A 21,368-nucleotide genomic window follows, 5' to 3' on the forward strand; every position below is an offset into this window, starting at 1 on the left:
TTTTAATCTTGCGGGACCTTTTGCTTTTATAGTAAATGTTGTGGAATAAATTATTTTAAAAGTAATAAGCATTTAACTGAACATCGGCCGTTAGTTTGGTTTGGTCGGTAGCTGCCGCTATGCCGTGCACCCATACCGTGTAAACTGAGCCGCTGTGCAGGTTAATAGCCGGTAAGGTATAAAGTACGGTAGCGGTACCCGCCGGGTGAATTTCGAGCGTGTAGTTGGTGTTCCCCTGTACTGGTACAAAAGAGGAGTAACCCTTATAAGCTTTATTTGATGCCAATGCCGCGCCACCTTTTACCACCAGGTCAAGAGCTGGCGCATCAGGGCTCAGATTAACCAAACGGATCGTAGCTTTGCCGGCGGCCGGGTTGCTTAACGAGTCGGTTAGCAATAAAGCATCAGGGTGGCTCACCAAATTGGTCAGAAAAAGCGAGTAATATTTGTTGGCCTCTAAGGTAATGGTATCGGTTTTTACTTTTTGCTGGGTACCTGCTACATAAAAGGTGGCTACCCTTTTACGTGGATAAGCGCGCAGGTAATCGAGCCCGTACCCGTAGGGTATCGGCTGTTTGTTGGCCTGGTTTTGATCTAAAAAGAAATCGAGCGGCTTTGAATCAGGCGAGGCGTTAATCACCGATATTAATGCCACAGGCTCTTCTACGTAAGTGTTGTTGTCTTTTACACAAGAGGTGAATAACCCCGCCAGCAGACATACCATCCCGATCATGCCTGCCCTTTTCTTTAAAATTTGCTGTACGTTTTTCATGGTTTTAGTTACTAATGATACTCACCATACGTAGCCAATGAAACATTCGCTACGTGTAAATTAATTTTTTTTGTGTTTTTTCAAGGTAACGTATAAATCAGGTTGCTGGTATATGTAATTGACAATGTTACATGTTGATATATACCCATTTGCATAACAAGTTATCGCTATAAATGTTGGGGCAGGTTTCCTGATTTTTGAGGCTCGTTATCGCAGTTAAAAGTAGTAACCAAAATCCATCATTAAATCAACGGAATTTATATCTTTGCGCAAATGTTTCCGTAGTTCAACGGATAGAATAGCTGATTCCGATTCAGCCGATATGGGTTCGATTCCCTTCGGGAACACAAAAAGCGCCTCTGTGATAACACAGGGGCGCTTTTTATTATTTTGTTGCCGTTTTTGTTGTCTGTTTGTTGGGCTTTGGTGTAGATTTGTTCCTTGCTACATGAGAGAATTATTTTTAACGATAGTTTAATTTAGTTTGTCATTCATAGCCGTTATAACCTCTAATCCGAGGTATAACAATTCAGTAAGAATATTTTTGAAGCCATCTATCGGCAGGCCATTGGCCTGATCTTCTACAATACGAGCTTTGAAAGCTTCTATCACCTGGTTAACATCTGCAAGATGTTTTTCAAGGTTTTTACCCAAAATTATGTCGATTCTTGTATTCAAACCCATTGCAGAATAATTTAAAAACTTGTTTGATCTGCCATTATCCTATTTTCCCGTTTGCTGCTAAAGTGCTTGAAGCACTGTTCATTTTCTTGTCGATGCTTATGAGGGACGTATCTATCCTTGCCAACCTCTCTGTATTATCAGCCGTCCTAAGCGTATTGGCTGCAATCTGTTGTTGCCACCTGATACCCTGCATAGAAATATCTAATTGCTGCGATAGGGCCGAACTTCCACCGTTCTGTAAAGCAACAAGTTGAGCCAGGTAAGTATTGCTAACCGTAATCAGGTTGTTTGTCTGCAAAGTTGCAAGGCGTTGGCCGCCGAATTGCCCGGCAAGTAAATCAGCTTGATCGGATGTGATACCTTTTACAGCTGTTGATAAGTTGTTTGTGCCATTAATATCACTTGCCCCAATACCGGTAATCTTCTGAATATTATCAAGTTCGTTGGCAGCGTCTCCAATAATTTTAGCGTACGCGTCTTTCAATGCAGCTATTTTATCATCTGTTAACCCACCTTCAGACGCATCTGCGAACTGCTGATAAAAATCAGCTATCTTCTTATTTAAGTAATTGGCTTGAAATGAACTAAGTAGGGCATTTTGCATCATGGTCTTAAAATCGTCAGCAAAGTCCGCTGCGGTTCGCTTACCGGCTTTAAATCCGTCAATGATGCCTTGAGCTATGCTATCCGCTGTTGTACCGGTAACCTGTTGGTTAATTGCGGAGGCAACATCTTGAGCAGATGTTCCAATGTCGTCAAGTTCATTTTTAACCTTTTGAAGTTCTTCAAACCAACTTTTAGTAGTGTCCGTTAACTTTCCCTCGGTATATAACTTTTCTAATTGATCGTAATCTGTTGTATTCAATCCTGCCAAATCCTGAACAACACGTGTTTTTTTACCTATACCTAAGAAACCTCCGTACTTCTCACTGTGTTCGCCGGTAATTTGCTGTCCAGATGCTTTGATCTGGTTTAGCAATGTGTTATAATCAGCTTCAGCTTGTTGCTTTTGAAGCTCAAGCATTTTCTCACGGGCCTGCAATTCGGTTAGTGTTAACTTATTTATATCATCTTGGCTCCTTGCCCTGGCACGTAGCATTTGATTATAAATTATTTCGTTGTCAACCAACCTAATTTGATAGGCAATTAATTCAGCCGCCGAAGCTTTGGCGCTCTCCGATGCTTCGTGAAAAAAGTTTACAACACCGGAAACTAACTTGACGCCTGAGCTGACAACACTCCCAATAATAGGCAGTGATCCAGCAACAGCTGACACAGTTCCTAAAAAACCACCTCCATTGTCTTTTTTGGTATCGCTGAAATTTGCAATTGAATCTTTCAAACTGCCAATTCCTTCAGTAAGTTGTTTAGCGTTTGATAGGAAGTCTGAGATAGTTTTAAAAGTACTTTGCAGGCCAGTATCAAGTTGGCCAGCTGATTCTCCAAGTTGCGAAAAAAACGAAGATAAAGAACCCAGGCCCTGCGCTATTGTATTACGCGCAACTGAAGCGCTTGCTTGATCTATCATCTTGATTATTCTTTCATAAGCTGATTCACTTATTTTGCCGCTTTCCATGTCAGCATCAGCGACATTACGAGCTTGCTTTATCCTTAATTCGGCTTGCGATTTAGAAAGATTCATAATGCTGGTCGATAAATCCTTATAACTTTCAATTTCTTGTTGGTTTTGCAGCATTTTTGCTTCTACTTCAGTTTCACCTTGGGCCTCTGCCAAATCAGCTTGTTTGTTATAATAATCTTTTAATTGCTCTGTTTGGGCTTTGTTAGCTGCTTGTCTCAAAACATAGGCTTTATCATTGGCCTGTTTGATGATGTTAGTTAGTTTATCTTCAAAGTTCACGGCATCTGCTATATACTGGGTTAAAAGCTTAGCATTGCTTACTATCTGGTCTGCCCGGGCCTCTTGAATTTTCTTATCGTAAAATTCGCGCATGGCTACAGCTGTAGCGTTACCGCTGTCTTCTAAATCAAGTAGCTGGGCTTCTAAATAATCAATATAGCTGCTGTATCCTTTCAAATCAGCCGAATAAGCCTTGTCCGCTGCATCGGCACCATACTTCAACTTGAAGTCTTCATACGATTTGAATAGCTCTTTTTGTTGGTCGGTAACTATTTTAGTTTTCTCAACTGTTTGTTTAGCGGTTAAATCATCGATGGCAGATTGTTGTATGCTGTCAAGCTGACCCGGATCAACTCTCGATATTTTCCTGTTTTTATTTGCAGGGTTAGCGTTAAACGAAGCTACCGCGCCTTTGCCAAACTTCTTTACAAAATCATCATAAGCCCGGTTAGTTTTATCAATCTGGTTTCGGTACTCCTTAAACTGGTCAACTATAGCGGCTTTTTCGGCATCATCCTTACCTAAACCTTTGTTGGTGAATTTGTCTCTTAGCTGGTCTATTTTTTGTTGTGTGGATAACACTTCGTTAGCAAGTGTTTTTGCAGCTGATTGTTCCCGTTTAAGCGCTTCTAATCGAGCCTTTGCCGAAGCGTCATCTTTTAATCGCTGTTGCTCCTTTTGACGGTTTTCTTCATCAACTACGCCGTTTAACGATTGTAGTTCGGCTTTGTATTCGGCAAGCAATACAACCTGTGAATTTCTATCGTTTTCAAGTTTTGTATTAAGATCGGTAAAAGCTGAACGTCCTATTCTTTGCAGTAAACTCAAGTTGTTTTGAACATCGGCAATTTTTTGATCATAGGTTGCAACGGCTTTTGTTTGCTTGTCAATTAGCATTTCATAACCTTTAATGGCAGACGCCCGGCCCTCTGGAGTATCGTTCTTGAAATCTGCTATAAGCTTACTGTTATCCTGTACAGCGAATTTTTTACCCAAGTTTGCTAACTTATCGTCTAAATCTTGAATGCCAGCGTTAAGTAGGTCAAGTTGCCTTTGAATCAAATTAGTAACAAAACCAATAATCCCGGTTGAACTTTTTCCAACATTGGCTTCAATATCATCAATTGTTGCCCTGATACGGCCTAATTTATCAGCGGTGTTATCTGCTTCACTGCTGGTTTTCTTTAATTGCTCCTGTATGAGCTGCAAAACGGAACCTGTAAAGTCACCAGTCTTTTTAAATGAGTTTTCCAGCTCTGCTTTTGACAGTCCTAACGAAGTAAAAACCCGTGTTGAATTTTTTAAGGTGCCGTCAATAAGTTTGCTCAAAACCTGATCTGTGGATTGACCAAGCTCCCTGGACTTAACAAGTGCGAATTGATAGAATGTGGCAAGCTTATCAACAGGAAAACCTTCACTTGATGCTAATACTGCTTTTTGCATCAATAGCAAATCGGAAACAGTGCCTTTTGTTGCGGCCCTAAGATTGCTTAATAAATCAGGGCTATTGATCCTATCAAAAGCACTTTGTACACCTTCACTTTTTTCAGTCAGATCAATAATAGCATTGGTAACCTGAAATATCTTGCTTATTAAAAATGCAAATCCGGTAAAAACTGCAATCCCTTTAAGGGTTTTCATGAAATTATTACCAGACTTATTAGCTGATTCAATTTTGTTGCCAACAGCATCAAACCCAACTTTACCTGCATTCCCGGCCCTAACCAGGTCGGCTTCTGCTTCCTGTATCAAGGCATTTTGCCTGCTCAAAGCTGCCGGATCAACTATTTGAAGTCGCTCGGCTTTTAATTGAGCAATAACGATCTTCAAATTTTCGATGATACCTATTTCCTGCTCAATTGCAGCTGTGTTTGCCCGTACTGTAGATGTCTGCTCTGTATTGGCAACTGATTGACTTTGTATGGCGGCTGTCAATTCGGCCTCCTTTGTTGTCAGTACCGACATGGATGCTCCATACTCTTCGGCACCTATGGTGCCTGCCTGGTAAAAGCTTTCGATTTGTGCTTTCGCGCCCTCTAAATCTGCTAACTGTTGTTTAAGCTGTTCGGTTGATACTGATACTGGAGGGGTATAAGAAAAAGATGTATTAGGCGCTGTTACATCTGGTAAAAATTCAGTTTGACGTTTGGCCGGGTTTCCTGAATTGTCATATCCGCTTTTGCCAACATTATTTAGTTGACGGATCCTTTGCTCGTATTCTTCAATTTGGGCATTGGCTTTGGCAAGCTTATCAAGCTCATTATCCGCGAAACCTAATTTTTGCTCATTTAATGATTTAAGTTCGGCTTTTAATCGTTCCAGTAAACCTATTTGCTCTTTGACAATATTATTTGTCTCGGTGTTCCCTGAAGCTTTAGGTTTAGTATAACTTTCAAGGCGCTGCTCATTTAGAGCTTTATTTTCATTAAGGATTGCCTGAAGATTTAACTTTCGTTGATCTACTTCTTGTTTAATTGCGGCCGCGGCCCGCTGGGCATCTTTAACAACAGAGTTACTATTTTGCGATGCTAAATCTTGCAGATCAATGATCTTTTTTTTCTCGCTGTCATCAACCTTGACTTTGAAATTAATATCCATATTATGAAATGATTTGATTTAAAACTGTTTGAAATGCACTGCTAAGTCTTTTTTCAGCCCCCAGTGTTGAGCCACTGATGACATCAAACCCTTTGGCCTCAACAAAAGAGGCATACTCCATTGCCGCGCCTACAATCAATACCCATCCTTTCGGATATTCAGAAGAAATTGAATTTGCGATTTCCCTGGCTGTCTCAATTCCGGTTATCCTATCCGTTCCCTTTGCGCTTTCTTCAAAATTTTCTTGGATAACTTGACCGTCATGAACAAGAATAAGATATTTGCTACTCCGTAAATTGCCGGTATGATCTTCATAAGGTGCGTTAGTTCTTGCGTTTCTTACAAACTCCAAACCTACCTCAGTTAATACAGCCTCGTTAATCTCCAAAATTTTAGATAAAACCATTTCGGTAAATTGTTTTAACTCTGATGGGGTTGTTTTTAGTTCTATAGTGAATTTCACGAGATAAGAGGATTTGTAAAGTGAATAGTAATGTTCGTTCCAATGTTGACACAATTATTATTGTAGTCAAGGGATGCTATTATAATACTCATATAATGCAAAAATAGCCCTGCTCAATAAGAGGGGCTATTTTTGTTCATTTCCAAAACGTTAAGGCAATAATATAGATTCGGATTTATACCCGCTCTAACTTCATCAATTTCGGGCCAACATCTTTGATTCCGGTAAATTGCGTATATATAAAAAAAGCGCCCAAATCACATATCGTTGATTTGAGCGCTTTGCAAGCTGCTTTGGTGGTGCCTAAGCTTAATTGTGTTTTTTTATAAATATATTTTTAATGATCTCTAAAAAATTGGCTTTCGATTTTTTGGAGTTTATTTTTTCTAACAATAATTCTTGCAACCTGGCCTTAACTCTCAAAACTTCCGCCAAAATTTCAAAGGCAACAAGCCTTCTTTGATTGTCCCCAGAAGCTTCGAAAAGTTTAATCTGATCATCAAGATCAGTAATAGTATCATCAAGATCGTTAAAATATGGCTGTATATCTTGATTGCTGCGTATACGGTCCATACCATCAGTAAGTATATGCTTGAGTTGATCAAGTGAAGCATCGTTTTTTTCAATACGTTTTTGTTTTTCTGATTTGTCCATTTTCATATTTTATGAGATTCTAACGTTTCATTGTAATATCTTTCTGAAAATCTATCATATCTGATAATATCATAAGCTTGCTCTATATCTAAACCTGAAGCTGTTTTTGTAAGAATATAATTATCACAGCTTTTTTCTTTTATCAGGTATATGGTATTAGGCAATATTTGAGAGATGTCTATTAAGACGGCCCTAAATAGATAATTGTCAATATTAAATGACATTGTATTAGCTTCTATTCCAGGAACTACAGGTAAAATCTGCAAGTTCTTAAATTCAAGGCCGTGATTTTCAAATATTAATTCTAATTGTTGATTAAAGTCCATAACTAAGGTATTTTGGTAATGATTTAAATTTTGGTTTCAGTTCATCTAATCTTCTTTTGGTATATAAGCTTTCCAGTTATTAGCCTTTGCTACTTCTTCAAGTTCGTTTCGATCTAACCGCAACGACGATGATGCGGCTCCATCCTTTCGCGGAGTTATCAAACCTGCCTTTAGCCATTTATCTATGTTTGTCCGGCCATACAGTCGATTAGCCTCTGCCTTTTTTAGGAAAGGCTTAAGAATACCTACTTTAATTAGCGCACGGGTAGCACCTAATTCAGCGGCCTCTGCAAGAAGGGCGCGTAAGTGCGATAGTGGGATGTCCATTTTCAAATTTAATCACAAGGATACGCCATTTCAGTATCATGTATTGCTTGCATGTCGTCGTTAGGTTTATCAGTTGGGTTAAAACAATAAATTTACAATTTTGGCGCAGCGCCAGTCGTTTTGTTGCAGATCAAAGTAAGTAAGTAGGGTGTGATTTACTTTGCGGTGGCCACCTTTTGGAGCCGGCTTGTTAACAAGTGTGCCAACGGCGTCACGGATGGTCCCGTCAATTTTTTTATAGGTAAAGTTTACCAACGCCTGTGTAGTAAGCGCCACTTGAAGGCGAATAACGCGCCATGCGTGAGTAAGCGCCTCCGCAAAAGTTCGGAAGCTTGCTTTAATTGAGTGTGCAATGTGGAATAAGCGGCTTTTCATTTTGCCATCTCCTTTCCGCGTAACAAAGACGCTTGTAAAGCTGATAGGCCAGCGGGTGTACCGTTTTGGCGTGGCATAATAACCGATAGTTGCTCGGTGTAGTTTTCAGATTTTGTCTGATCTGATTTTTTGGGTAAGTTTGTCATTAGTCAATTGGTTAATTAGTTAGTCAATGGATTGGCTCGGGTTGCCTCCCGGGCCTTTCTTTTTATTTGATATACAAATATATAATGAATATTTGCAATTCGCAACTTTATTTGCAAATATTTAATGAATAATTGCATTTTGTATACATTTGCCGAATGAATCAGAACCTAACCTCGCTATTTGCAGTTATCCAGGATAATAAAATCTTATCTGTTGATACTAATCTCAAAAGTTTTGTTGAAGCCCTAAATAAAGAATATGCTGGCATAAGGAATTATGATTGGTTTTATCGGGCCTTTAAAAAAGATAATCACTTTTCACTGTCAATCGACGGAAAGGAATATTTTTTCCAAAAGGTTTTATAAAGTTAATAAGCAGCCAAGAGCGGACTAATGTTATTCGAAGGCTACTTTGATAACAAACCGACAACAAAAAGCGGCAACATTTATGATAAAATGCATTTTTAAATCAATTTGGCCTAATGTTCTAATCCTTTTAGGAATAGAACCTATTTTGCTTGAGTTATTTTAAAGTAATTTTCGATATAAGGCACGTTTGACAATTAAAGGTGTATGTATATCATTTTTTAAAGATCGCTGTTTATAGGCTCTGATTTGATGCCTTATTTGCGTTGTCGTTGATGCAATCCATTAACTCGTTTAAACTCGTATACGGGTGTACCTCAATCAAACATACCTGGCCTTGGGTATTGGCAATTCTTTACCCATGCAATCAAAGGCGCGGCCATCCTACAAAGTAAATGCGCCCGCGTTGAGATAGTGGATAATTGCTCGTGAACTATTTATTGCAATAAATGCGATCTTCGTGCCTGCGTTATGATATACGATAATTCATTATTTGTTTAATCTTACCCCTTAATTCCGTACTCTTTTAATACTTCCGGCAAATCTGTTATCCATGCTTCAGGAGGTACGTCTCCAGTATCCGAATTAATTGAGTATTTATCAAGGAAAGCTTGGGTTGCTAAGTTTTCCTTAAGCTGCGAAAGAGCATGCTTGTCGTTTTTAGCTATCGCTTCCAGTATCTTCTTGTGTAACTCCTGCATTTTCGTTTAAAATATTGTCTATTAAAATATTAAGCTGGTGAGTATTCATTTCTTCAATCCTGGTGCCCATTTCAATTGTCGCGTCGATTGTAGTGGCCTGAAGCTTTGGCAGGCTATATGATAAAAGTTTCTCAATAAAGGCCAACCGATCTTTTGGTTCAAGTTTTTTTAAGTCCCGTTGGATTGTTGACCAATTTTCATCAAGTATTTTATTGACGGCCATTCTTAAATTCGTACTAACCTTATTAGGGACACCCTTCTTGCGTCCAGCGGGATTGTTAGTCATCCCTTTTTTAAGTCCCATTTTTGTACAGTTTTGTTGTTTTCAAAAGCCTTATTATAATTTTAATAGTTGTCCGGGCCATGCGATAATGACACGGACAACTGATTAATTACCGATTACCAAAGGCAGAGTTATTTTGTTTAGCCAGGCGCTCACGTTCGGCAACATTCTTTTTTCTATCCTCAATAAAGGCTTTCATTTCAGGTGAAACTTCATCTTTTGCAAGCTCTTTCTTTTTAGGATTTTTCAATGCCGAATTTTCGGCCTTTAGAGCTTCGTTTTCAGTTTTATAATGATCAATAATTACGGCAGAATTATCTAAGGCTTCTTTAATCTTTTTTTCCCAGTTTTCCATTGTTGTTTTAATTAAGCTTTGGTTATGCTAAGTGCAAATTTCAGGTTTGTTGTTGATGGTTTGTAGTTGCCGGATTCATCTCGGTCAAGCATGCTCGGGATACCTTTCATTCCGTATTCGATGTCCAGATTTAAATTTCGTCTCTGTATTTCGTTTTTAATTCCGTTGTACCCGTCTGCTATTTGCTTCATCATATTATGAAACAATATATCATCGGGATTAGTCAAGTATTCGTTAAAGCTTTCACGAAGCGCATTTATTTCAGCTGGATCATTATCGATCGTTCCGTTTTTAAAAGGCAAATACGATATACTTATTAAACTAAACGGAAAGTTTTTAAGAATATAGCCATTACCCCCTGATTGATTTAAAACCTCGATGACGTTTTGAATACGGGCTTTTAGACCTTCAATTTTTTCATGGTAATGATCTTCATAATGCAATCTCAATGCCTTGTTTTGAATTGAGATGAATTTGTCAACCTCCATTTTTAACTTTTCAAGGCCTTTTCGATTATAAAAATCTAACAGCCAAGTCTTATCAAATCGCGTTTTGGAACCTAAAACCTCATCAAAATCAGAATTAAATTGATCTCTGAGTAGTGAAACAGATTCTTGTATGTTGCTGCGCCAAACTACATAGGCTTCAAATTCGGCTTTGCCATCATAGGTCAATATTCTTTCGGGTTGCGAAACGTCGGCAACCTGGGCGGACGTTTCGCGTTTGTTTGTGGTTTTCATATTCTAATATGTTTCATAGCCTCATCGATATCTTTTTCAGAAGCTGGTCCTTTATCAGGTTGATCCGTGTTTTGTTTGCCATTTAATTGTTCTCGCAGCTCTTGATTTTCCTTACTTAATGCGGATACTGCTTTGATCGAGGCTATTGCCATTTCAGAAATGGCCTTTTCTAATTTATCTATGCTTGAATTTTCCATTTTGGGCTTTAGGATTGTATGTATTTATAGTTTGGAACAATGACGTTATCCTGTAACGAAATAAAATAGTGAGCTGGTAAGAACCCGTTTAGCTGATATTGTTGGCTCAAAGGGCCGTTCTTTCGCTTGATGTTAGCTTGAAGTTTGTTGTAAATGTCAGCGAGCTGGTTGCACAATAGCGCATATTCAAGATGATCTGGCTCGGAGGTGTATATATCAAAGCTTTCCCTCATAGCCTCTATTTTGGATTGATCAATTACAAGATCACCGTCTAATATTTCAAGAATATCAATGGTTGTAAGATGTGCAGGTAATTTCCGGACTCCATAAAGTTCAGTCCGATAAGATGTATCGTTTAACTTTGCTTTGAATCTTTCCGAATAAGCGGCAAGCATCTCAATTTTATCGTTGTAGTATTGCGTGTAGTATGATTTCATCGCTCTGTCTTTCCCTGAAATAAACTGCTCTACAACTTTATACAAATGGTCATAGTAATTTCCGAAAAGCAACCCTTTTAATACCTCTTTATTGAAAGGGGCCGGATCACACAGCAATTCGTCAAAATTTGAATTGAAGTGCTCTTTTAGTACTTGTAAAGGTTCTTTAAGGGTTTTAATCCAAACCTGGTAATGGTTGAAATCATCTTCCCCATCGTAAATTTTAATTTTTTTCAGGTCGCCTGTTGCCTTGACATCTTCCTGAAATCTGGTTGTGGTTTTCATATCATTTACCTAAATCTGTTAATGACGGTATCCGAACGCTACGCTTGTTTTTCATGTCATCTGACATTTGGAAGGTGTTTAGAAATTCGGTGATTTTACCTGATTGCAATCCTTGGATCATTCCCGTTACATTAGTTTCACCGGTCATATACACTTTGGCCATATTAGCAAGGGCCTTTGAATTTCTTACCTCCAGCTTTAATAAGCGGTTTTCTTCAAGAGCGGAATTGAGTTTTTTAGTCATGTTTTGAATCGTTTTTAGTTGATCACTCTTAGTCTTTAGATCAGCCCAATTAAAGCCTCTATAGGTGTCAATAGTTTCTTCAAGGCCGATAATCTTGTTCTCTAAGCCCTTAATTAATAATCTGTTGAATAAATCAACCATGTGTACCGATTGTTCTTTTTTCTGGTTTTCCATCTTTATATTATATATGTCAAAAATTGAGTTCTTTCAGCCTGGTTACTAAATAACCTTGGAAGGTTACCTGTATTTTTATTGTAAATATCTGATATTTAGTATTTTATAGATTTTGAGTCTCTTGTAGTAACCGAGTAACCGACTTTCTGCTATTAATTCTCATAACCCGTAATTTTTTTATTTATACTTTCCATTTTCTATGTTTAAAGGAAATTCACTTATATTTTAATTTTATACACAATTAATTAATTTTAGTAGGTTACTTGGTTACTAACTATAATAATTGGTTTAAAAACGCCATTCTTATTATAATTATGAGGTTTTTAGAGTAACCAACCGGTAACCAACCAGTAACCTATTAGCTAATTAGTAACCGCCCTTTCAAAATTTTTACCTTTGTCCTTAGTGATGGAATGTTGTTTGTTTCCGTTAAATACATAGCCATATCTTTCGCAATAGGATTTAAGAGCCATATTCATTGTAATACCAGATAGCCCTTCTTTCAAGTTATTCTCTTCCCTGAAAGCTTTGTATTCATTATTGAACTCTTTTGTAGATATAAATACTGAGTTAGTCCACCTCTCAAAATTTTCGTTTATAAATTCAAAAGTGTGCTGCCCGAACTGCTGCTTAAATTGTTTTTCCCATCCCCCGTGTGATAATTCAGTAGGTGTTATCTTGCAGTTGGCGGCAAGGTATTGTTGCACGCATTCGGCAATGAAGCAATCGAAGCCCATCCAGTCTTTTTCAGTCCATCCGGAATTGCTATTATTTGACGTAGGGAACATGCAATTGAAATGAACATCGACGCCCCCGCACCTGGTAAAGAAATCAGTAAACTCAAGTGGAATGATTCTCCTTTTTAAACCTCCATCGGAATCGTCAAATGAAAAGTTGGTATTAACAAGCAGTTTGGGCATTTCGTCCGGGCCAACAGATCTGTCATCTTTCCATAACTTTTTAACTAATCCATAACCTGTACTCATTTCTTTCAGGTAGCTGAAGTCAAACTTCTTAGGTACATCTGCCATGAAAAATACGCGTTCGCCGTTCCAGCTTTGGAGTAGCTTTTCACTAAACTTAACTTGTGATCCTGCAACCGTGCATACTGTTGTTGTATTTCTAAGTATGTTTCCGAAAATATTTTTCCCACTTCCGCCGCCCATTTTGGGGTCAGGGCATTTTTCTACCAATGTTATTATATAACCGGTGTTTTCATCCTTATTATCGTGAGATAAGTATCCAATAACTTTTTTAACTTGATCATTGATGCCAATGGCGTAGTGCAAGAATTCCAGGTATTTAAATTCACTTGGCACAATCGACATATCCCATTTTCGCTGCATGATCTTATCATGCCATATATGCTCTATAATTTCGCTGTAGGGGACTTCTTTATAGCCGTCAGCTGTGATCTTCACCGCGGTATTGATGTATAATTTATAACAGGTGTCATAAGTATCTTTCAATATATTGTTTTCATCAATCTGGTTGATTCTTGAAATTGTAAAATCACCAGACCTTTGAATAAATGCTTCGTATGCATTGCAGATGTCTTTGTATAGGTTTCCATCTTCTTCTTTGATGTAATCACGGAGAGTATCATAAAATAGACGCGGAGTTACCTTGTATATAAGCCTATCTTTAATTCTTACGATGTCCCCCCTATAGGTTGCGAAGCCCAATTTATTGGCAACCTCATAAAGGCCAAGGCGGTCAATTCTAAATCTATCATTCTCATCCTGCTCCCAGAAAATGCCGTGCGGATGATCGTCGTGAAGTGATATTTTGAGGTCTTCAAACGTTTTTTTTGCGTCCGGGCTGAAGTTGGCAGGTATCCCCGATCCCGATAGAGCTGCCTTTTTTACTAAACCCTGTTCGACCTGCTTTTTGACTTTACCAAATCCGTTTTGAGTTAAAAAGTAATAGGTTTTTGATTTATCCCCGTCGAATTTAAGTTCGGATAAAACAGTGGCCGGGTTATAACCGCGGCTTTCCTGCAATTCTGTCGAGCTGGTAAAAATATAAAATATCCGCTTTGACTTGTTCCATGATGCAGACACGCCCTTATCTTTATCGGGCCTGGTGTACCAAATGTAATGCGGATTTTCGTGGCTAAACTTCCAGCCGAAACCGCTTAAAAGTTCAGTTGGGTTTACTGTATTATTGTAGTGCTCAAACGGATTTTCATCATAAATTGATTCTTGTGATTTATTAGGCTTAGGTTTTGGCGCTTCTTTAATAATCTCGTTATATGTTTGGCACAAGGTAATTAAGCTGCAACGCTCCTCCCAGGTAATTACTGGTATCGGATTATCTTTGTGAAGGGTATAACCGTTGCATAAATCGGATAAGATGTACCCACCTTCCCCGCGCGTTTCAAGAAAGTTAACCTCTTTGTTAGGACGCTTTACCCCTTTTGCCTTTTGCAGCTCAATTTCAGCTTCCAAAGTTGGGCGGCCGGCAAGCTTTAAATTTCCGGGCACCTCATGCCCACCAACGCGGTAAATAATATGAAACCCACCGGATGGTGTTTTATGTATACGAAGCCTGCTGAATAGATCAGGATAAAAGTTCCTGATATCATTCATCAAAATAGCGTCAATGCCTGGTTTATATTTAACATCAACATCAATAACCTCTATATTGCCTGAAACTTTACCGCATATAATAGCCAGTGAAGAAGTGCCGTAAAACTCAATTGATGTCCAAAGCTCACCTTCGGTAGCTATTTTGCTTTGAAAATCCTTCCATTTGAAAAAAGGCGTTTTATCAACTTCTTTAACCGGAATTAAGCTTATGCCGTCTTTTAAATAGCTTAAAGCCTTGGGCCAAACTTGCGACAATGATAAATTAATCACAGTAGCCCCCTTTCAGTAAAAAAAGACTTTTGTATATAAATAGCTGATAAGCAGTTGTATATTTGCATGTTATTAGTTTCAAAACCAGTTAAAGGCGGCTATTTGCATCATGGCTGCCTTTTTTATAAAATCATCAATATTATTTTTGTGAGGCTTTGAACTTTTGGATGGAGTTTCTTGAAATTCTAACCGAACGGCCTATATTGTAATATTCAATTTGGCCAGTACGTAGTAGAGTATTTAGTGTCTTTAAGGAGATTTGTAAATCTTCGCAAGCTTGTTTCCTTGTGAAGTCAATATTATCGCTTTTTAGGACTGAGTTTCCTTGAGCGTTAATCGGCGCTGGGATGTCACCGTATTTTAAGACTGAATATAAAGTTTCAGTTATTAGAAGTCTCAATTGAGGTTCTGTTGTAAGAATAATACCTTCCATTTGCTTATAGTTTTAATTATAAGTCAAAGGTATATTTGACACATTCCGATAATTCCGATAATTCCTAATTCGGAAAAGATTGTTTTAAATTGCTATTTATTTTGCTTATCAATATTTCAAGTTGAATAATCATAGGCCCGTGTTTCTCGCTTCCATAATTATCATGTACTTTATTTCCTTTTTGATTTCTCAAAAAGAACGTTCCAAGTCCTGGGAATTTGCTACTAAATATTTCAGCAGCTGGTTTATCTTTAATTGAATCGATAACTGATAATGATCTCAAGCAGTATAAAAATGTCTTTGCAGCATGTTTATAACCAATCCATTCATTATCGCTGTTTAAAAGTGGAGGGTCAAGGTTTTTTAAAACCTGTATAAATTGATTAATGTGAGGCTTAAATTTTTCTTTAAATAAGTCTTCAAAAACCTTTTGATTTTCAGATTTTGGTTTGTTAAAGGATGAATCTGAATTGTTTTTTTGTATTGAGGGTGCATCTTTTACGTTTGACAAAAATTTTTTTGTCTCATTGCAAAAATCTTTAACTGGAGATGTTATTTTATGGTTTAATTTGTTGTTGATAGAATCTAAAAAAACATTATACTCTAATCTATTAATATAATAAAGTGCGCTGGATACTTTATTTTTTTCATTTGTAGACAAAATAACCTTTCCTAAATCTTTGCATTCATAAGAAAGCATTAATCTGTGGTACTTTATGATCACCTTTTTAAACCTGCTTTTGTAAAGTTCATTATCGTTAGCAGAAAATAATTCATCTAAGTCACCAATTATTTTGTTTTTTAAAATACCCCAATCTAATTGGTTGGAAAACCGTTCAAAGCAATTGAGTATATAGTAACAAATAACTGTTTTTTGTTCATCAGTGCTCAGGTCAAAAAGCCTATCAGTTGATCGATAAAATTTATTAGATAAATTATTGCAATTTTCCATTATTCAACCCCTCCATTAATTACCTTCAATTCTGCTCGCTTTAGCATGTTCATCATCATAACAGCCTTATCATCATTGTTCATACGAATGTAAGTTAAAAAAGCTTTTTCGGTTGTATGGCCGGTTATAGCCATAATTAAAATTGAAGGTATTCCCATTTTAAACATATTGGTTGCAAAGCTTCGGCGTGCTGCATGGCTGCTCATAAGTTCCCAAAATGCAACTTTAGTTATGCATCTCTGCCCTTTGACAAATTTGGTAATGCTTACATCTTCGGTAAATTCGGCAAGCTTTCCTAAATCTTTCAGGTAATCGTTGAATTTTTGATTTGATATTGTCGGTGGGATTTTCCCGTTGTATTTATCAATCACAAATTTTAGGTTTTTTGTAATAGGAATGGTTACCCGTTCCCCGGTTTTAATTGTTTGAAGCCGAATATAATCACCGTCTATATCTTGAGGCCTGATAGTTGTAAAATCTGAAAACCTTAATCCGGTATATGCGCCGATTAAAAACAGGTCACGAACCTTATTTAACCTGGCGTTTTTACTTAAGTCAATGTTGATTAACTTATCTAATTTTTCGTTATCTAAAAAGATAGCATCTGCTTCGGTTGTTTCTTTTATGAAATTTCTGCTCTTATGTTTTTGATTTGTGTGAAAACCATATTCCGCAGCATCACTCATTATTGTTTTTACGCACTTGATAGCCGCACCAAAAGACGCCGGTGATTTATCGCATTTAACAACAAAATACTCCCTGAATGACGTGTAAAAATCCAAGTCAATATCATTAAAGTGCAAATGCTTTATCTTACCTTCTCTAACAAATTCGGTCAAATTTGTATGAAGTGTGCCGTACTGTTTATGCGTATTTGGTGAATAAGGTTGGCCTTTGCGCTTGCCTCTTGCTATAACTCTTTTACCACTCTTTACGTCTTCTTTGAATTTATCTAAATAGGCTAAGAAATCAGGGCTTTTATCAGTCGGCGTTTTAATTGACGGATCGGGAAGATTAAATATGGCCCGGCGGCATTCATGTTGAAAGACTTTGACATCCGTTGGAAAGCTATCGTGATGAACTGTATAGTTTTCAAACAGATTTATAATAATGGATTTTGCATTGCTTAAACTGGTTGAAATGGTTTTAGCACGTGCGTTCGCTGCATGCTGTTTGGGACTTTGCTTTTCGATATTCCAATAGCGTGGTTCCACTTTGTCAATACCAGAGATAACAATACGTTCATTGTTGAATCTCACTATGGCATTTATTGAGGTCGGTTCATGAGCTGGCAAAGTTTGCCGTAAGTTGAAGTTAACATTAATTGTAAAGTTGCCCCTATTAGTTTTATTACTCATATCGGTATGTTTAAAACAATATTCAAATATACCGACAACCGACAACAAAAGCAATGATTGTTGTCGGTTTGTTTGCTCTCTGATACACTTTAAGTGTCGTTGGGATACTCAAAATGCGGCTTATTTTGGTTTATTAGCTGTTTTTTCACTTGTAATTATTTTAGTATGCAAAAGTTCGATTCCCTTCGGGAACACAAATAATTAATGCCTGATATATAAAAGCCTGCAAATTAATTAATTTGCAGGCTTTTATATTGTATTGTAGTTGAGATTTAAGTATTAAAGCTTCTCTATTTCCGATACAGCAATTTTAGTAAACTTTGAAATCTGGGCAAGTGGCAGGCCGTCCTTTTTCATTTCTTTGGCAATAGCAATGGCTTCTTCGTGCTTTCCTTTTTCGATACCCTTTTCAATGCCTTTTTCAATGCCTTCCTGCCGGGCATACTCTATTACATTCTTGTTATCCCATTTGTATTTTAAGCTGCTGTCGTACATGGTTTTTTCTTCCTTTGTCAAGTTAGTATATTCAGCAATGCTGAATAGTTTTTCAAATACGGGCTTCCGCAGGTATACAGGTATTTTGTCCCATTGGCTCATGGTCAGGCGTAACAAATCTCGAAATTGACAAAAGTATTTGTGCCTTTAAGTATTAAAGCTTCTCTATTTCCGATACGGAAATTTTAGTGAACTTTGCGATCTTGGCAAGTGGCAGGCCGTCCTTTTTCATTTCTTTGGCAATAGCAATGGCTTCTTCGTGCTTTCCTTTTTCGATGCCTTTTTCGATACCTTCCTGCCGGGCATATTCTATTACATTCTTATTATCCCATTTGTATTTTAAGCTGCTGTCGTACATGGTTTTTTCTTCCTTTGTCAAGTTAGTATATTCAGCAATGCTGAATAGTTTTTCAAATACGGGCTTCCGCAGGTATACAGGTATTTTGTCCCATTGGCTCATGTTCTTTAATACATGAAGCCACCTGTCTAAATCGGTTTCCAGTTCGCTATCCGCTTTTACAAATTTACTTAATTCAATGTATGTATAACCCAGTTTGTCATAAAAAATTTCACCGGTATCTCTGTTACACAGGCAAATATCGTGCAGATAGCTATTTGCGGGGCTGCCTTTCAATGTGAAATCTTCCAACAAGGCAATTAAATATACTTCGGCAATGTTATAAGCCCAGTCACTCCGTTTGCCTTTTGGCGCCTGGTCGCTTATGAGGCGGGAAGTATAAAATAAAGCCCTTTCTTTAAAGTAACCTTGTTTTGCGCGCTGCACCTCAATTATAAAGCGTTCGCCGTTATGCCCTGTACAAAGGAGATCAAATATGGCTGCGCCCCCGTCTTTTAAATCGGCGGGGTGTTCGTTTTTATTGTACACTAAATCGACAATGTGCTTGCGACCCCTAAATACTTCATTTAAAAAAGCAATCAATAAGTCCTTATTAGGTTCGCTGCCAAATATTTTTTTAAAGGCAAAGTCAACTAAAGGATCAATATATTTCCCTGCAACAGGTGGTTTACTATCTGACATAGCCAAAGATAAAAGTTTATTTCTCATCCACGGCTATCGTGAATTTTTACTCCGGAGATTGGCAAAAAGCGAAGGGAAAACTTATAAAAGATAAAACTATAACCATCGGTGCATTGCCTGAACAAGGTAAAGTAACTATCTGGATGCTTGCATCGTTACAGATCGAATAAAGTTGGGCGTTTAAATTTAGTACAGTCGTATTAACTTTAATTTCATCATCCCGTAAAAGGATTATTATTTGATTTACATGAAGTATACCAGTTTATTCGGCTTGTTGTGCATGTTTGCATTGTCATCCTGCGGACAGGTAAAACAAAAATACAATCCTGTTTCAAAAGCCGATAGCTTAAAATTGAGGCTTTACGAATATAAAAGCAGTAATTATCAGGGTAAATACCCGGACTCTGCCCTGTACTATGCCGATAACGGTCTTAAGTTATCCAGGAAATTGTATTATCCCTTCGGAGAGGCCCTGATGTTGAACCGTTTGGCACGTATCAATGAGCAATATGGCAACCTCGAACTGGCTGCAAGATATCAAACAGAGTCGTTGGGCATTTTTAACAAATTACATCACGGTATTGATGGTGCCGATGCTACTGCCAATTTAGGCATACTAAGGGCAAAACAAGGCGATTTTGCAACCGGGAAAATTTTAATTGCAAATGCCTTAAACCAATATCAAAAAAGCAAGGATACCGAAGGGGCTATAAGGGCGTATACCAAGCTTGCCGAGGTTAATGAGTTAAGTGGCAATTTAAAACAGGCTTTGGAATATTATACCAAAGCCGAGCAGCTCAACCAGGATAGACCAACATCGGATGACTACCTTGCTTTGATTAGCAGCGTGGGCAAATTACATACCAAAATGGGTAATCACCAGTTGGCTGCTAATTATTTTGAAAAAGGGATTGCCCGGAGTGGGGCAGATGAACATATTAAAAAACACATTTCCTTTTTAAATAACGCAGGCAAGGCACATGATCAATTAGGTAATAAACAAAAGGCCCTGGCTTATCACCAGCGGGGATTACAAAAAGCGAGGGCAAATGGCTTGCATGCCGAGCAGGCCCGCTCGTTAATGGATATTGCCAATGTACTTAAATATCAGGATGCCGGGCAGGGTATTAAGCATTTAAAAAATGCGCTTGGTATTGCCAAGGCCATTGGCCACAAACAATTATCGGCAGAAATTTACCGGAGTCTTTCTGATTTGTATCGTCAGCAATCCCGGTTTCAGGATGCTTTGAATGCATTAGAAGAGCATCACCGTTTATTGGATAGCTTAATGACGGCCAACGAAGGACATAAAATAGCCGCGCTGCAAAGCAGCTACGATCTGGCCGAATCAAAATTACATATTGAGGATCTGGAGCTGGCAAACAAGCAAAAAACCTATGAGCGCAATGAGGGTATTATGGCAGCCATCGGCATACTGATTGTTTTACTGATACTTACGTTTTATTTCTATAAAAACAGGCAATTGAACAAAAGTTTAACGGCCTCTAACCTGATCAAGGATAAGCTATTCTCTATCATAGGGCATGATCTTCGTAATCCTATCGGAGGGATAACACAATTGTTGGAGGTAATGGAAGAAGAGGATCTGACGGAAGAACAGCGGCTGATGGTTTCTGAAATGCGCAAGCAGGGCAACGTATCCCTCGAAATATTAAATTCCCTGCTCAACTGGGGCGAAGCGCAATTGAAAGGGATTCATATTAACCCCGTGGATTTTGACGCACAGAAAAGCATCAGAAAAAGCATTGCATCCCTACAAAAACATACCCACGATAAATCCATAGTGATCACGGATACAACACCACCGGATTTGATGATTCATGGGGATGCTAACCATTTTGACTTTATTATCCGTAACCTGCTCTCTAATGCGGTTAAGTTTAGTCCGCCGTCGGGAGCCATTGAAGTTGCTGCCGATTTGCACGCGCAGGCCGGTATGATAATTTTTTCTGTTAAAGATCAGGGCAAAGGGATTGGTAAAGCGCAACAAAAACTCTTTACCAAGTCCAATCTCGATGTTTCCTTTGGCACAACAGGCGAAAAGGGAACCGGTATCGGGTTAATGCTGAGCAAGGAGTTTGCCACTGCAAACCAAGGCCGGATATGGATAGAAAGTAAAGAAGGGCAGGGGGCTACTTTTTATTTTACCTTCCCTAAAGAAGCGCATCGCTAATGTCGATTTGGGTTTTGCGGTTTGGGGTATAGGCTTTTTGCGTTTATG

Annotated in this window: 21 protein-coding genes, 1 tRNA gene and 1 pseudogene; 2 read left to right on the top strand and 21 right to left on the bottom strand. The window is 38.1% G+C overall.

Annotated elements, in window-relative coordinates:
* Window positions 1–55: 55 nt before the first annotated feature.
* Window positions 56–772, bottom strand: coding sequence for a DUF4397 domain-containing protein (locus tag MUCPA_RS24280; protein ID WP_008509998.1), 717 nt, complete (start codon window positions 770–772; stop codon window positions 56–58).
* 275 nt (window positions 773–1,047) lie between these two features.
* Between MUCPA_RS24280 and MUCPA_RS24285 the strand changes: the two genes are divergently transcribed.
* Window positions 1,048–1,119 (top strand) — tRNA-Arg (locus MUCPA_RS24285).
* 127 nt (window positions 1,120–1,246) lie between these two features.
* Here the strand turns inward: MUCPA_RS24285 and MUCPA_RS24290 are convergent.
* The 20 genes and pseudogenes from MUCPA_RS24290 to MUCPA_RS24390 all read right to left on the bottom strand — a co-directional run bounded on the left by MUCPA_RS24290 (window position 1,247) and on the right by MUCPA_RS24390 (window position 19,126).
* Window positions 1,247–1,456: a hypothetical protein gene (locus tag MUCPA_RS24290; RefSeq protein ID WP_008509999.1), complete on the bottom strand. Its 210-nt coding sequence runs from the start codon at window positions 1,454–1,456 to the stop codon at window positions 1,247–1,249.
* 34 nt (window positions 1,457–1,490) lie between these two features.
* Window positions 1,491–5,915 carry a rhoptry family protein gene (locus tag MUCPA_RS24295; protein WP_008510000.1) on the bottom strand — a complete coding sequence of 1,475 codons (4,425 nt, stop codon included), beginning with the start codon at window positions 5,913–5,915 and terminating at the stop codon, window positions 1,491–1,493.
* Between the two features lies 1 nt (window position 5,916).
* Window positions 5,917–6,378 (bottom strand): hypothetical protein, encoded by a 462-nt coding sequence (locus MUCPA_RS24300; RefSeq protein ID WP_050982152.1) that lies wholly within the window; start codon window positions 6,376–6,378, stop codon window positions 5,917–5,919.
* Window positions 6,379–6,687: 309 nt separating this feature from the next.
* A complete protein-coding gene (locus MUCPA_RS24305) occupies window positions 6,688–7,032 on the bottom strand; it encodes a hypothetical protein (protein WP_008510002.1) in 345 nt (114 codons plus the stop codon).
* Window positions 7,033–7,034: 2 nt separating this feature from the next.
* Window positions 7,035–7,358, bottom strand: a complete 324-nt coding sequence (locus MUCPA_RS24310) for a hypothetical protein (RefSeq protein WP_008510003.1) — start codon at window positions 7,356–7,358, stop codon at window positions 7,035–7,037.
* A gap of 45 nt (window positions 7,359–7,403) precedes the next feature.
* Window positions 7,404–7,685, bottom strand: coding sequence for a hypothetical protein (locus tag MUCPA_RS24315; RefSeq protein WP_008510004.1), 282 nt, complete (start codon window positions 7,683–7,685; stop codon window positions 7,404–7,406).
* A 78-nt stretch (window positions 7,686–7,763) separates the two neighbouring features.
* The gene (locus tag MUCPA_RS24320; protein ID WP_008510005.1) at window positions 7,764–8,060 is read right to left on the bottom strand and encodes an SH3 beta-barrel fold-containing protein; all 297 of its coding nucleotides are present in this window, start codon (window positions 8,058–8,060) and stop codon (window positions 7,764–7,766) included.
* Window positions 8,057–8,206, bottom strand: a complete 150-nt coding sequence (locus MUCPA_RS37890; RefSeq protein WP_008510006.1) for a hypothetical protein — start codon at window positions 8,204–8,206, stop codon at window positions 8,057–8,059. The genes MUCPA_RS24320 and MUCPA_RS37890 overlap by 4 nt, the downstream gene beginning before the upstream one ends.
* A 1,026-nt stretch (window positions 8,207–9,232) precedes the next feature.
* A complete protein-coding gene (locus tag MUCPA_RS36375; RefSeq protein ID WP_008510010.1) occupies window positions 9,233–9,577 on the bottom strand; it encodes a hypothetical protein in 345 nt (114 codons plus the stop codon).
* A gap of 88 nt (window positions 9,578–9,665) precedes the next feature.
* The gene (locus MUCPA_RS24340; RefSeq protein ID WP_008510012.1) at window positions 9,666–9,911 is read right to left on the bottom strand and encodes a hypothetical protein; all 246 of its coding nucleotides are present in this window, start codon (window positions 9,909–9,911) and stop codon (window positions 9,666–9,668) included.
* 11 nt (window positions 9,912–9,922) lie between these two features.
* Window positions 9,923–10,651 carry a hypothetical protein gene (locus tag MUCPA_RS24345; RefSeq protein ID WP_008510014.1) on the bottom strand — a complete coding sequence of 243 codons (729 nt, stop codon included), beginning with the start codon at window positions 10,649–10,651 and terminating at the stop codon, window positions 9,923–9,925.
* A complete protein-coding gene (locus MUCPA_RS24350) occupies window positions 10,648–10,848 on the bottom strand; it encodes a hypothetical protein (protein WP_008510016.1) in 201 nt (66 codons plus the stop codon). Before MUCPA_RS24350 ends, MUCPA_RS24345 begins: the two co-directional genes overlap by 4 nt.
* An 8-nt stretch (window positions 10,849–10,856) precedes the next feature.
* Window positions 10,857–11,570, bottom strand: coding sequence for a hypothetical protein (locus MUCPA_RS24355; protein ID WP_008510017.1), 714 nt, complete (start codon window positions 11,568–11,570; stop codon window positions 10,857–10,859).
* Window position 11,571: 1 nt separating this feature from the next.
* A complete protein-coding gene (locus tag MUCPA_RS24360; RefSeq protein ID WP_008510018.1) occupies window positions 11,572–11,988 on the bottom strand; it encodes a hypothetical protein in 417 nt (138 codons plus the stop codon).
* 362 nt (window positions 11,989–12,350) lie between these two features.
* Window positions 12,351–14,849, bottom strand: coding sequence for a bifunctional DNA primase/polymerase (locus MUCPA_RS24365; RefSeq protein WP_040626370.1), 2,499 nt, complete (start codon window positions 14,847–14,849; stop codon window positions 12,351–12,353).
* Window positions 14,850–14,988: 139 nt separating this feature from the next.
* Complete coding sequence (locus tag MUCPA_RS24370; RefSeq protein ID WP_008510020.1) at window positions 14,989–15,282, bottom strand: helix-turn-helix domain-containing protein; 294 nt, start codon at window positions 15,280–15,282, stop codon at window positions 14,989–14,991.
* Between the two features lie 64 nt (window positions 15,283–15,346).
* Window positions 15,347–16,234, bottom strand: a complete 888-nt coding sequence (locus MUCPA_RS24375) for a hypothetical protein (protein WP_008510021.1) — start codon at window positions 16,232–16,234, stop codon at window positions 15,347–15,349.
* Window positions 16,234–17,592 carry a site-specific integrase gene (locus tag MUCPA_RS24380; protein WP_008510022.1) on the bottom strand — a complete coding sequence of 453 codons (1,359 nt, stop codon included), beginning with the start codon at window positions 17,590–17,592 and terminating at the stop codon, window positions 16,234–16,236. The genes MUCPA_RS24375 and MUCPA_RS24380 overlap by 1 nt, the downstream gene beginning before the upstream one ends.
* A gap of 279 nt (window positions 17,593–17,871) precedes the next feature.
* Window positions 17,872–18,189 (bottom strand): annotated as a pseudogene (locus MUCPA_RS24385) (PD-(D/E)XK nuclease family transposase); the annotation flags it as partial.
* A gap of 52 nt (window positions 18,190–18,241) precedes the next feature.
* The gene (locus MUCPA_RS24390; RefSeq protein ID WP_008510023.1) at window positions 18,242–19,126 is read right to left on the bottom strand and encodes an Rpn family recombination-promoting nuclease/putative transposase; all 885 of its coding nucleotides are present in this window, start codon (window positions 19,124–19,126) and stop codon (window positions 18,242–18,244) included.
* Between the two features lie 247 nt (window positions 19,127–19,373).
* On the opposite strand from MUCPA_RS24390, the gene MUCPA_RS24395 reads away from it, so the two are divergent.
* Complete coding sequence (locus MUCPA_RS24395) at window positions 19,374–21,320, top strand: tetratricopeptide repeat-containing sensor histidine kinase (RefSeq protein WP_008510024.1); 1,947 nt, start codon at window positions 19,374–19,376, stop codon at window positions 21,318–21,320.
* The last annotated feature ends 48 nt before the right edge of the window (window positions 21,321–21,368 follow it).

Source organism: Mucilaginibacter paludis DSM 18603, from assembly GCF_000166195.2.
GTDB classification, from domain to species: domain Bacteria; phylum Bacteroidota; class Bacteroidia; order Sphingobacteriales; family Sphingobacteriaceae; genus Mucilaginibacter; species Mucilaginibacter paludis.

Coding starts and splice junctions, on each gene's coding strand:
- MUCPA_RS24370 (WP_008510020.1), bottom strand. CDS start 15,282: ATGGAAGGTATTATTCTTACAACAGAACCTCAATTGAGACTTCTAATA.
- MUCPA_RS24390 (WP_008510023.1), bottom strand. CDS start 19,126: ATGTCAGATAGTAAACCACCTGTTGCAGGGAAATATATTGATCCTTTA.
- MUCPA_RS24395 (WP_008510024.1), top strand. CDS start 19,374: ATGAAGTATACCAGTTTATTCGGCTTGTTGTGCATGTTTGCATTGTCA.
- MUCPA_RS24340 (WP_008510012.1), bottom strand. CDS start 9,911: ATGGAAAACTGGGAAAAAAAGATTAAAGAAGCCTTAGATAATTCTGCC.
- MUCPA_RS24345 (WP_008510014.1), bottom strand. CDS start 10,651: ATGAAAACCACAAACAAACGCGAAACGTCCGCCCAGGTTGCCGACGTT.
- MUCPA_RS24305 (WP_008510002.1), bottom strand. CDS start 7,032: ATGGACAAATCAGAAAAACAAAAACGTATTGAAAAAAACGATGCTTCA.
- MUCPA_RS24310 (WP_008510003.1), bottom strand. CDS start 7,358: ATGGACTTTAATCAACAATTAGAATTAATATTTGAAAATCACGGCCTT.
- MUCPA_RS37890 (WP_008510006.1), bottom strand. CDS start 8,206: ATGACAAACTTACCCAAAAAATCAGATCAGACAAAATCTGAAAACTAC.
- MUCPA_RS24290 (WP_008509999.1), bottom strand. CDS start 1,456: ATGGGTTTGAATACAAGAATCGACATAATTTTGGGTAAAAACCTTGAA.
- MUCPA_RS36375 (WP_008510010.1), bottom strand. CDS start 9,577: ATGGGACTTAAAAAAGGGATGACTAACAATCCCGCTGGACGCAAGAAG.
- MUCPA_RS24355 (WP_008510017.1), bottom strand. CDS start 11,570: ATGAAAACCACAACCAGATTTCAGGAAGATGTCAAGGCAACAGGCGAC.
- MUCPA_RS24380 (WP_008510022.1), bottom strand. CDS start 17,592: ATGAGTAATAAAACTAATAGGGGCAACTTTACAATTAATGTTAACTTC.
- MUCPA_RS24350 (WP_008510016.1), bottom strand. CDS start 10,848: ATGGAAAATTCAAGCATAGATAAATTAGAAAAGGCCATTTCTGAAATG.
- MUCPA_RS24315 (WP_008510004.1), bottom strand. CDS start 7,685: ATGGACATCCCACTATCGCACTTACGCGCCCTTCTTGCAGAGGCCGCT.
- MUCPA_RS24320 (WP_008510005.1), bottom strand. CDS start 8,060: ATGAAAAGCCGCTTATTCCACATTGCACACTCAATTAAAGCAAGCTTC.
- MUCPA_RS24295 (WP_008510000.1), bottom strand. CDS start 5,915: ATGGATATTAATTTCAAAGTCAAGGTTGATGACAGCGAGAAAAAAAAG.
- MUCPA_RS24280 (WP_008509998.1), bottom strand. CDS start 772: ATGAAAAACGTACAGCAAATTTTAAAGAAAAGGGCAGGCATGATCGGG.
- MUCPA_RS24360 (WP_008510018.1), bottom strand. CDS start 11,988: ATGGAAAACCAGAAAAAAGAACAATCGGTACACATGGTTGATTTATTC.
- MUCPA_RS24375 (WP_008510021.1), bottom strand. CDS start 16,234: ATGGAAAATTGCAATAATTTATCTAATAAATTTTATCGATCAACTGAT.